Below are 9,653 nucleotides of genomic sequence, written 5' to 3'. Positions count from 1 at the left end.
GCTGGGGGCTCTCTTGTGCGGGGGTCGGTTGGTGGGGGACAGAGTACGCGGGGATGACCCCGCCCGTACCGGCCCTGCGTAAACCCATGGGCAGGGATTCACACTCGGCCCTCACGGGGCCGCCGGGCGTCCGGTGAGCTGCGAGACTGGCAGACATGAGCTTCGGTACGTCCCGCCCCGTGCGCCCCCTCATCCTCGATGACATCCGAGGGGCGCAGAAGATGCTCTCCGGCGTGGCGAGGATGACCGCGATGGAGGGCAGCAGATATCTGACCGGCCTGGTCGGCGCCCCCGTCCTGCTCAAGTGCGAGAACCTCCAGCGCACCGGCTCGTTCAAGCTGCGCGGCGCCTACGTACGGATCGCGGGCCTGAGCCCGGAGGAGCGCGCGGCGGGCGTCGTCGCCGCCAGCGCGGGCAATCACGCGCAGGGCGTCGCGCTCGCCTCCACCCTGCTCGGGGTCCGCTCGACGGTGTTCATGCCGGTCGCCGCGCCCCTGCCCAAGGTCGCCGCCACCCGTGACTACGGCGCCGAGGTACGGCTGCACGGCCAGGTCGTGGACGAGACCCTGGCCGCCGCCCAGGAGTACGCGCGCGACACCGGCGCGGTCTTCATCCACCCCTTCGACCACCCGGACATCATCGCGGGCCAGGGCACGGTCGGGCTGGAGATCCTGGAGCAGTGCCCGGAGGTGCGGACGGTCGTCGTCGGGGTGGGCGGCGGCGGTCTGGCCGCGGGGATCGCCCTCGCCGTGAAGGCCGTACGCCCGGAGGTCCGGGTGATCGGCGTGCAGGCGGAGGGCGCCGCCGCGTATCCGCCCTCGCTGCGGGCGGGCCGGCCGGTGTCGGTCGAGGCCCCGCAGACCATGGCGGACGGCATCAAGGTGGGCCGCCCCGGCGACGTACCGTTCCAGCTTCTCCAGGAACTGATCGACGAGGTGCGTACGGTCAGCGAGGACGAGCTGTCCAGCGCGCTGCTGCTCTGTCTGGAGCGCGCGAAGCTGGTGGTGGAGCCTGCGGGCGCGAGCCCGGTGGCCGCGCTGCTGAGCGATCCGGGCGCGTTCCGCGGTCCCGTGGTCGCGGTGCTGTCGGGCGGCAACGTCGATCCGGTGCTGATGCAGCGCATCCTCCGGCACGGCATGGCGGCGGCCGGGCGCTATCTGAGCCTGCGGGTCCGGGTGACGGACCGGCCGGGGGCGCTTGCGACGATGCTCACCGTGCTGTCGGTGGCGGATGCCAACGTTCTCGATGTGAGCCATGTACGGACCGATCCCCGGCTGGGGCTGACGGAGGCGGACGTGGAACTGCATCTGGAGACGAAGGGGCCGGGGCACTGCGCGGACGTCGAGGCGGCACTGCGGAAGGCGGGTTACACCGTCCTCACCTGAGGCACCCGTTCCCCGCTGAGGCACTCGCTCCCGAAGCACCCGCCCCCGAAGCACCCGTTCCCGAGGCACCCGCTCCCGGCCCGTCCCGCCGAGGGATGCCGGGCGCTGAGGCGTGCCCGTCGGCCGTGTCGCCGTACGCCCGTCGGCTGCCGTGCCGTACGTCCTCTGCCGTATACCGACCGGTCGCTTTATCGCGCGCCGGTCGCCCCGGCCTGCGTGTGGTCGTCCCGGCTCGCGCGCGACGCACGGTAAATCGTGTGCCTGTCGCGTACTCGTACGGTTTTCTTTACTTCGGGCTTACAAACACCCCTTGTTCGGTCGCGATGTATCGCGTTACCGTGCTGCGTCAGCAAGCACCGTCAGCACCCACTGGAGACACTTCATGCCAGGCGCCATCTACGCCGAAGGCCTGGTCAAGACCTTCGGCGATGTAAGGGCTCTGGACGGCGTCGATCTCGATGTTCCGGAAGGCACGGTCCTGGGGCTTCTCGGCCCCAACGGCGCCGGCAAGACGACCGCCGTACGCGTCCTGACCACCCTGCTCCGGCCCGACAGCGGCAAGGCCGTCGTCGCCGGGATCGATGTCCTCAAGCACCCGAACGAAGTCCGCCGCTCGATCGGCCTCTCCGGCCAGTTCGCCGCGGTCGACGAGTATCTGACCGGCCGCGAGAACCTGCGGATGGTCGGCAGGCTCTACCAGATGAACGCCCGCGCTGCGAAGGCCCGCGCGGACGAGCTGCTGGAGCGCTTCAACCTCTCCGACGCGGCGGACCGTACGGCCAAGACGTACTCCGGGGGCATGCGTCGCCGGCTCGACCTCGCCGCCGCGCTGGTCGTCTCTCCGCCCGTGATGTTCATGGACGAGCCCACGACAGGCCTCGACCCGCGCAACCGCCAGCAGCTCTGGAGCATCATCCAGGAACTGGTGGCCGGGGGTACGACACTCCTCCTGACCACGCAGTATCTGGAGGAGGCCGACCATCTCGCCCATGACATCTGTGTCGTGGACCACGGCCGGGTCATCGCCCGCGGCACCTCCGACCAGCTCAAGGCCCGTACGGGCGGCGAGCGCGTCGAGGTCGTCGTGCACGAGCGCGAGCAGATCGACCCGGCGCGGGCCGTCCTCGCGGCCTTCGCGAAGTCCGGCGAGTCACCGGCGGCCGCCGACTCGCCGTCCGGCGCGGTGACCGTCGAGGAGCACACCCGCAAGCTCACCGTCCCGGTCACCGGCGGCGCCAAGCTGCTCGCCGAGGTCATCAGGGAGCTGGACACCCGAGGCGTCGAGATCGACGACATCGGTCTGCGCCGCCCCACCCTCGACGACGTCTTCATCTCCCTGACCGGCCACTCCGCCGAGGACAGCGCGGCCGAGTCCGACGACCCCGGCAACAGCAAGAGCGCGGCCAAGTCCGCCAAGTCCACGAAGGAGGCCCGGAAGTGACCGCCACCACCGAGGCGCCACAGTCCGTCGCCCCCCGGCCGCGCGGCGGAATCGTCCAGTCGACCACCGACTCACTGGTCGTCGCCCGCCGGAATCTGATCCGTATGACCCGGATCCCCGAGGTCGTCCTCTTCGGCCTGATCCAGCCGATCATGTTCGTCGTGATGTTCAGCTATGTCTTCGGCGGCTCGCTCCAGGTGGGCGGCACCGTCAGCCCCGACGTCTACCGCAACTTCCTGATGGCCGGGATCTTCGCGCAGACCGTCACCTTCGCCACCGCGGGCGCGGGCGCCGGGATCGCCGACGACATGCACAAGGGCCTGATCGACCGGTTCCGCTCGCTGCCGATGGCACGCGGGGCGGTCCTCACCGGCCGTACCCTCGCCGACCTGGTGCAGACCGCGCTCACCGTGGTGGTGCTCGCGATCGTCGCCGTACTCGTCGGCTGGCGCATCCACGAGGGCGTCCTCAAGGCGCTCGGCGCGTTCGCGCTGCTGCTTCTGCTCGGGTACGCCTTCTCCTGGATCGGCGCGCTGATCGGCCTGTCCGTCCGTACCCCGGAGGCCGCCACCTCGGGCGGGCTGATCTGGCTCTTCCCGGTGACGTTCATCTCGAACGCCTTCGTGGACACCAGCGGGATGACGGCCTGGCTGCGGCACATCGCCGACTGGAACCCGTTCAGCGCCACGGTGCAGGCGTGCCGGGTGCTCTTCGGGAACCCGGGGGTCTCGGAGTCCAGCGCCTGGCCCATGGAGCACCCGGTGCTGGCCTCGCTGATCTGGTCGGTCGTGATCATCGCGGTGTTCCGGACGCTGGCGGTGCGGAAATACCGCTCGGCCACGGCGTAACCCCGTACCCCTCGTACGCGACCCCGTACCGCGCACACGAGAACAGCCCCCGGCGTCCGGTGCCGGGGGCTGTCGCGGTCAGCCCCCGTACGGCTTGGCGTCCAGGATCTTGACCGAGGCCGTCCTGCCGTTGGGCAGTTCGTACTCCGCGTTGTCGCCGACCTTCTTGCCGTTCACACCGCTGCCGAGCGGGGACTGCGGCGAGTAGGTCTCGATCTCCGAGCTGGCGTACTCGCGCGAGGCCAGCAGAAAGTCCAGCGTGTCGTCGGGATCGCCGTCGAAGGCGATCGTCACGACCATGCCGGGCTCGACGACGCCGTCGTCCGCCGGCGCCTCGCCGACCTTCGCGTTCTGCAGGAGCTGGGTGAGCTGGCGCACGCGAAGCTCCTGCTTGCCCTGCTCCTCCTTGGCCGCGTGGTACCCGCCGTTCTCCCGGAGGTCGCCCTCCTCACGGGCCGCCGCGATCTTCATGGCGATCTCGGTGCGGGCGGGACCAGACAGGTACTCCAGCTCGGCCTTGAGCTGGTTGTACGCCTCCTGGGTGAGCCAGGTGACGTTCTCGCTGGTCTGGGTCACAGGTGCTCCTCGTAGGTACCGGGAATACAAAGCAACGCCCTACCCAGAAGGATGTTGTCTTCTCGGGCGGGCGAAACCACGAGCCTAACAATTTCGTGGCCCGGAGGGGAGGACGAAAGCCATCAGATTCACATCAACGCAGGTCAGCGCGGATCTGCCGGGTGTCGGCGCGGCGCCGTCCGGCGGGTCCCAGCCGGTTTCCGGCCGGGTGCCGGACAGGGCCCGGTCCCACCGCGGGCCGTACGGCGCGGCTCAGTCGGAGGTGCAGTCCAGCAGTTCCGCGCTGGTCGCCGCCGCTGTCGTACGTACGGTCACGACCTGGTCGATCCGGGTCTCGCCCGGGCCGAAGCGGACGTCCTTGCGGCCCACCTCCGCGCCGTTCTCCGCGAGGGAGCGGAGCGTGCAGCTACCGGTGGCGTCCCGGTCCTTGCGGACCTCCAGATGGACCTCGACCGACGTGGCGGAAACCACCTTGAACTTGATGAGCTCCCCGGAGACACTGCGATCGACCACGTAGTGATAGCCGAACCAGCCGATCAGGGCGATCAGCGCGACGCCGAGCACGGCGCCGACGGTCCGCAGCCGGTGGTCCGCCCGCTCGTCCGCGGAGCGGCCGTAACGGCCGACTGGACGCTCGCGCACCACGGCCATGATCGTTCCTCTCTGCGACGGGCGGCGACGGGCGGCCGGAATTTCCGCCCCCCGGTATCCGTCACTATAGAAGCCGCCCGAAGCGACGAATCACTGAGGATCGAGCCTTGACAGAGCAGCTACGGCTGATGGCCGTTCACGCCCACCCCGACGACGAGTCGAGCAAGGGCGCGGCCACGATGGCCAAGTACGTGTCCGAGGGGGTGGACGTGCTGGTCGTGACCTGCACCGGGGGCGAGCGCGGCTCCATCCTCAACCCCAAGCTCCAGGGGGACCCCTATATCGAGGAGCACATTCACGAGGTCCGTAAAAAAGAGATGGACGAGGCACGCGGGATCCTCGGCGTCGAGCAGGAGTGGCTCGGCTACGTGGACTCCGGGCTGCCCGAGGGCGACCCGCTGCCGCCGCTGCCCGAGGGCTGCTTCGCGCTGGAGGACACCGACGAGGCGGCGGGCCGGCTGGTCCGGCTGATCCGCTCGTTCCGGCCGCAGGTCGTCACCACGTACGACGAGAACGGCGGCTACCCGCACCCCGACCACATCATGACCCACAAGATCTCGATGGTGGCGTTCGAGGGGGCGGCGGACAAGGAGAAGTACCCGGAGGACGAGTTCGGTCCGGTCTGGCAGCCGCAGAAGCTCTACTACAACCAGGGCTTCAACCGGCCGCGCACGGTCGCGCTGCACGAGGCGCTGCTCGCGCGTGGTCTTGAGTCCCCGTACGGGGAGTGGCTGGAGCGGTGGAAGGAGTTCGGCCGCGCGGAGCGCACCCTGACCACGCACATTCCGTGCGCGGACTTCTTCGAGATCCGGGACAAGGCGCTGATCGCGCACGCGACCCAGATCGACCCGGACGGCGGCTGGTTCCGGGTGCCGATGGACATCCAGCGGGAGGTCTGGCCGACCGAGGAGTACGAGCTGGTGAAGTCCCTCGTCGATACCTCCCTCCCCGAGAGCGACCTCTTCGCGGGCATCCGCGACAATGCCTGATATGTATGCGACCCAGGCGATGACGCACATGATCCCGCTTGCCAAGGAGCTGGACCAGAACAAGGTGACGCCCGGTGTGCTCGGGTTCATCGTGTTCGCGGTGATGGCGGGCGGGGTGTGGCTGCTGATGAAGTCGATGAACCGCCATATGAACATGGTCAACTTCGAGGAGGCCCCGGAGCCGGAGAAGGCCCGGGACGACCTGGAGAAGGCCGAGGCGGGCGCCCCGGCGAAGTCGCCGCAGTCGCAGCGGCCGGCCGGCGACTAGCCGCGCAGCGTTCCGCCGCACCGGCCGCCCCCGCCAGGGCGGCCGGACGTACAGGCGGGCGCGCGGCCTCGGGGCCGGCGGCTGCTTGACGCGTGTGCCTGTTTTACGCCCTGACCCGCTTGGTGGCTGAGCCCGCTTGGCGCTGTGCCCGCTCGGGGCCCGCGCCTCTAGAGCCAGTGCCCGCTTGGAGCCCGCGCTTCCCTGAGCCCGTACTCGCTCAGGCCCGCACCTCTTGAGTCCGTGCTCGCCCAAGCCCGCGCCGTGACCGCTTCAGGGCCCGCGGATGCCTGAAGCCCGCCGCTTGCCCAAAGCCCGTGTCCGCTTGAGCCCGTGCCTCTGTGAGCTCGCGCCTCTGTGAGCCCGCGTCCTATGCCGGTGTCGCCTCCACCGGTACGCCCATCACCTCGCGTGCGTGCCGGGTCGGCACCATGCCGAGCTGCCAGGCCTGCCAGCCGTCCTCCAGGCTGACCCCCCGGCCGAGCATCACCGCGTACGCGTCCGCGCAGTCCTCCAGCTTGCCGTCGCGCAGCGCGTGGCGCGCGGCCGACAGCTCCGCGAGCTCCTGCTCCGCGACCACCGAGCCCACCTCGGTCCCGCCCGCCGAGGCGTACGGCAGCAGCGTGCAGCGCAGGAAGCGTGCCCAGTCGGCGCCGCGCAGATCCCCGTACGACTCGAAGAGCGCCGTCGCCTCGTCGCAGAGCTGGAGCGCCTGGGCCGCGCGGTTGTTGCCCGCGTCGACGATCGCCAGCTCCAGACAGGTCCAGGCCTCGCCGTGCGCGAGCCCGATCCGGTGGAAGTCCGCGCGGGCGTCGGCCAGAAGCTGCCGGGCGAAGCCCGAATTGCGGAGATTGCCGGTCTGGGCGGCGCGCTGGTCACGGGTGACCCGGCCCGAGTGGTGCCGGGCGCAGGCCAGTCCGTACACGTCGCGCATCCGCGAGAACATCGTGCGGGCCCGCTCCAGCTCCCGTACCGCCTGGTCGCGGTCGCCGTTCTCCTCCAGCGCCTGGCCCAGGTAGTAGAGCGTCCAGGCCTCGCCGCGCGCGTCCTCGTTCTCCCGGTGGCGGGCCAGCGCGTCGCGCAGCCCGCCGACCGCGGAGGACGCCTCGCCGTCCACCAGCCGCGCCCGCGCGAGCTGGGTCAGCGCCCAGGCCTCGCCACGGGCGTCGCGGGTCCTGCCGTACAGCTCCAGCGCCTCCGCGAGCTCGCCCTCCGCGCGCGGCACATCGCCCATCCGGAGGCAGACCTGGCCGAGCTGGAAGTGGGTCCAGGCCTCGCCGTGCACGGACTCGCTCTCGCGGTGCAGCACCAGCGCGGTGGCGAGCAGCGAGACGGCCTCCGCGAGACCGCCCCGGTCGCGTTCGACGGCGGCGAGGGCGTGCAGGGTCCAGGCGCGGTCCCCGGCCAGCTCGGCCGCGGACTGGAGGGCGAGTGCCTCGCGCAGCTTCGCCGAGGCCTCGGGGAGATTGCCCTGGTGGTGCAGGGTGATGCCCAGCGAGCCGAGCGCGCGGGCCGCGCCGGCGTCGTGCTGGGCCTCGCGGTAGAGGTCGACCACCGAGGTCAGGGTGGTGCGCGCCTTGTCCAGCTCGCCGAGCTGGCGGGCCGCGATGCCCGTACGCCACTGGACCGACCGTACGAGCAGACCCTGGTCCACCGCCTGTGTCAGCTCGCTGATCTCGCCCAGCCGGTAGAGGTCGCCGCGCAGCAGGCAGTAGTCGCAGAGGGCGCCGAGCAGGTCGAGTACGGCCTGCTGGTCGACGCCCTCCGCGTGCCGCAGCGTGGCCGTGATGAAGCTGGACTCCTCGTCCAGCCAGCGCAGCGCCGCGTCCAGCGAGGAGAAGCCATGGGCGCCGGCCGCGGTCTTGAAGAGATCCGCGCGGGTCGAGGTCTTGCCGTCGACGAGCCGGATCACGGAGTCGGCCAGCTCGGCGTAGTTGCGGATGAGCCGCTCCTGCGCGGCGGTACGGTCGGCCGCCTTCTCCTCGTCCTGGAGGCGGGCCTGCGCGAAGGTCCGTACGGCGTCGTGCAGCCGGTACCGGCTGGCGCGTACATGGTCGATCAGTCCGGCGCCGGACAGGGCCGTCAGAAGCTGTCCGGCCTCCTGCTCGTCCGTCGCCAGCAGCGCCGACGCGGCCGCGGCGCCCAGGGAGGCGCGGCCGGCCAGCGCGAGCCGGCGCAGCAGCCGGCGGGCCTGCTCGCCCTGGTCGGTGTAGCGCAGCCACAGCGCGCGCTCGACAGGGCCGCCCTGGCCGTACGCGGCGAGGTCGGCGGCCAGACGCTGGGCCGTACGCTCACCGAGCGAGGACCCCGCGACCCGCAGGGCGAGCGGCAGCCCGCCGCACAACTCCCGCACCCGGTCCGCCGACTGGGCGTCGTAGGGCGCGCCGGCCGCGCCGGGCCCGGCCGGGGCGACCTCGCGCAGCAGCTCCTCGGCGCCCGCTCCGTCCAGCGCCTCCAGCGGAAGCTGGTGCACCCAGGCCGGGGTGGCGGCGGGCAGCTCCAGGGGCTGACGGGCCGTCACCAGGACCAGGCTCTCGGAACGTTCGGGTACGAGCGTGGCGACCTGCTCCGGATCGGAGGCGTCGTCCAGGACGACCGTCACCGGCAGGTCGGTGAGATGCCGGTGGTACAGCTCGCTCAGCCGGCGCACCTGCTGCTCCGGGGAGGTCCGCTCACGGAACAGGAGCTGCTCGCGCGGGGCGCCGAGCCGGTTCAGCAGATGCAGCAGCGCGTCCCGCGTCGACAGCGGCGCCTCGCCCGCGCCGCCGCCGCGCAGATCGACGACGCACGCCCCGCGGAACTGGTCCTTGAGCCGGTGCGCCGCCCGTACCGCCAGCGCGGTCCGCCCGGAGCCCGGGGCGCCGTGGATCACCACGACCGTCGGGCGGGTCTCGGTCGAGGCGCGGGCGGCGTGGACCCACTGCGCGATCTGCGCCATCTCGGCGCGGCGGCCCGCGAACGGCCCGTCGGGCTGCGGGAGATGGCCGAAGGACTGTTCCAGTACGGTGCGCCGGCGCGCGGCGGCGCTGCGGTCGCCGCCCCTGAGCTGGGGCGCGGACTTCTTGCCGGGGCGGCGGTTCGCGGAGACGAGGACGCGCTGCTGGTCGAGGAACGGGCGGATGCCCCGTACCTCCAGCGCCGTCAGCCACTGGAGCCTGAGCTGCTCGGTGCCGCCGGGCCGGCCGGCCGCGCCCGCCCGCTGGTGGGCGGCGGGCCAGTGAGACGCGGTCACCTTGGCGACGGTGGTGGCGGCCCCGGCGACGGCGACCACCGCGCCCGCGCCGAGCGCGACCCCGGTGGCGGTGCCCAGCGCGACGTCCGCGCCGATGGCGGCGGCGGTGGCGACGGCCGTGACCAGCACGGGAGTTCCGAGGGACTTACGGCTGAACCGCCCCGAAAGCCGCTCGGCCTCGGCCGCCTCCAGCGCGTGCGTGTACGCCGCGTACTCCTCGGCGGCCCCGGCGGCCAGCGACTCCAGCGCACCGCGCCCGCGCGCCA

The 9,653-nt window shown here is 71.8% G+C and carries 8 protein-coding genes; 5 read left to right on the top strand and 3 right to left on the bottom strand.

Annotated features, from left to right (window positions below; genetic code table 11):
* The first annotated feature begins 155 nt into the window (after nucleotides 1–155).
* The 3 genes from ilvA (at nucleotide 156) to WH07_RS13165 (ending at nucleotide 3,674) form a co-directional block, all read left to right on the top strand.
* A complete protein-coding gene (ilvA, locus tag WH07_RS13175) occupies nucleotides 156–1,385 on the top strand; it encodes a threonine ammonia-lyase (RefSeq protein ID WP_046499815.1) in 1,230 nt (409 codons plus the stop codon).
* Between the two features lie 382 nt (nucleotides 1,386–1,767).
* On the top strand, nucleotides 1,768–2,826 hold the full coding sequence (locus tag WH07_RS13170) for an ATP-binding cassette domain-containing protein (protein WP_046499813.1): 1,059 nt from the start codon (nucleotides 1,768–1,770) through the stop codon (nucleotides 2,824–2,826).
* Nucleotides 2,823–3,674 (top strand): ABC transporter permease, encoded by an 852-nt coding sequence (locus WH07_RS13165; RefSeq protein ID WP_046499810.1) that lies wholly within the window; start codon nucleotides 2,823–2,825, stop codon nucleotides 3,672–3,674. The genes WH07_RS13170 and WH07_RS13165 overlap by 4 nt, the downstream gene beginning before the upstream one ends.
* A 78-nt stretch (nucleotides 3,675–3,752) precedes the next feature.
* On the opposite strand, the gene greA is transcribed toward WH07_RS13165, so the two are convergent.
* Entirely contained in the window at nucleotides 3,753–4,250 is a 498-nt protein-coding gene (gene greA, locus WH07_RS13160) for a transcription elongation factor GreA (protein ID WP_046499808.1), read from the bottom strand.
* A gap of 252 nt (nucleotides 4,251–4,502) precedes the next feature.
* Nucleotides 4,503–4,901, bottom strand: a complete 399-nt coding sequence (locus WH07_RS13155; RefSeq protein WP_046499805.1) for a DUF4307 domain-containing protein — start codon at nucleotides 4,899–4,901, stop codon at nucleotides 4,503–4,505.
* A 107-nt stretch (nucleotides 4,902–5,008) separates the two neighbouring features.
* Here WH07_RS13155 and mca point away from each other — a divergent pair, with 107 nt between their 5' ends.
* The gene (gene mca, locus WH07_RS13150; protein WP_046499803.1) at nucleotides 5,009–5,890 is read left to right on the top strand and encodes a mycothiol conjugate amidase Mca; all 882 of its coding nucleotides are present in this window, start codon (nucleotides 5,009–5,011) and stop codon (nucleotides 5,888–5,890) included.
* A 1-nt stretch (nucleotide 5,891) separates the two neighbouring features.
* Nucleotides 5,892–6,158, top strand: coding sequence for a hypothetical protein (locus WH07_RS13145; RefSeq protein ID WP_046499801.1), 267 nt, complete (start codon nucleotides 5,892–5,894; stop codon nucleotides 6,156–6,158).
* A gap of 367 nt (nucleotides 6,159–6,525) precedes the next feature.
* Here the strand turns inward: WH07_RS13145 and WH07_RS13140 are convergent.
* Nucleotides 6,526–9,653, bottom strand: a 3,128-nt coding sequence (locus tag WH07_RS13140) for a tetratricopeptide repeat protein (RefSeq protein ID WP_046499799.1), incomplete at its 5' end; no start/stop codon positions are given.

The organism is Streptomyces odonnellii, from assembly GCF_000981895.1.
GTDB lineage: Bacteria > Actinomycetota > Actinomycetes > Streptomycetales > Streptomycetaceae > Streptomyces > Streptomyces odonnellii.
This window is presented reverse-complemented; position numbering and strand designations above follow the sequence as displayed.